The organism is Kocuria sp. CPCC 205231, assembly GCF_040980965.1.
GTDB classification, from domain to species: domain Bacteria; phylum Actinomycetota; class Actinomycetes; order Actinomycetales; family Micrococcaceae; genus Kocuria; species Kocuria rosea.
On the sequence record NZ_JAVKPP010000054.1, the window covers coordinates 1 to 1,196 of the forward strand.

Annotated in this window: 1 protein-coding gene; it reads right to left on the reverse strand. The window is 39.5% G+C overall.

The genetic code is table 11. The features are described from left to right. Positions 1 to 98: 98 nt before the first annotated feature. The coding region (locus RF640_RS18805; RefSeq protein ID WP_368828658.1) for a transposase at positions 99 to 1,196 on the reverse strand (1,098 nt) is incomplete at its 5' end.

Below are 1,196 nucleotides of genomic sequence, written 5' to 3' on the forward strand. Positions count from 1 at the left end.
GTATCCAAGGACTATATTGTTTATTGAAGCGGAATCTCTCCTAATCCGCTTTTCAATAAAGTATTTGTGGCTCTTCGCAAATTTTGGTGCACATAGTGCTAAAGCTTAAGCGCAACCTTTTTCTCCAACAAGGTGATGGAGGCTCGTCCTGCCATAATTCGTTTTACTGTTTTTATCTTGCATACCGTTCCTTCAAGAATTCCATTGTTCCATTTGCTGGTAATGGAATTCTTGATGGCCTGGTAGTCGTCAAGCAAACCCATGGCAAACTTTTCTATTCCATCCACCCCACATCCAATGGCCATATTTATCCATTTGTATAGTCCCATTTTGTTCTCTCCACTCAATATCCCTTGAAATGTGGAGACAAAGTATTTCAAATCATACATGTTTTTTTGTTGCATGAAAATCTTGACAGATTCCGTCTTTGGTCTTGAATTAAAGTGTACAATTGCGTTCCAAAGATCATGCTCTTCCATTCGTATGCTTTCTTTTGATAGAAATTTCCTCATTCTTTCTTTGTACTCCCCATATTCATTTTTCCATTTCTCCCTCAGAATGGACAGCAACATTTTCATTGCATACTTTTTCCCCGAACCATGAACGCCCTTGACCACACCTGAGTATTCCAAAGTCTTTTTCTCTAAGATTCTATCTGATATGTACTTCACATTTTTATATACCCATAGTTGGCTAGGGTTGAGAAAACTCTCATAAGTTGCATCTAGCAGTTTCTTAATCTCGCAACTGCTATAGCCTGTTTTGTCATGGATATCCTTTATAGAGAGCTCTTGATTTACATGCATTTGAAGACACAACTTCCGCTTAGCCAATGTTTTAGCTTTTTCCACGTCTTTACTCATTGAGTCCAAAGATGCATAAATACCTTGTAGCACCCAGGATTGATCTAAGACTGGAGGTTTGGGACCAATTTCACTTTTGTCCAACAAACGTTTTCTTTCATGCAAGAAGCGGCTTTGGACTTGTGGGAAAAGTGCTTTCGTCAAATTTTCCATAATATGGAATTTGTCTGCGACAACAGTTGCTGCAGGAAGAGCCTTCTTTATAGCCTTGATGTAACACTTGCCCCTATCGCGAGTGATGGTGGACACATGATGATAGAGGCTCAGGACTTCAGCGACCTTTTCGGAGTCTCTAGAATCAATCAATTCCAACACTTGACCAGTGTCATGATT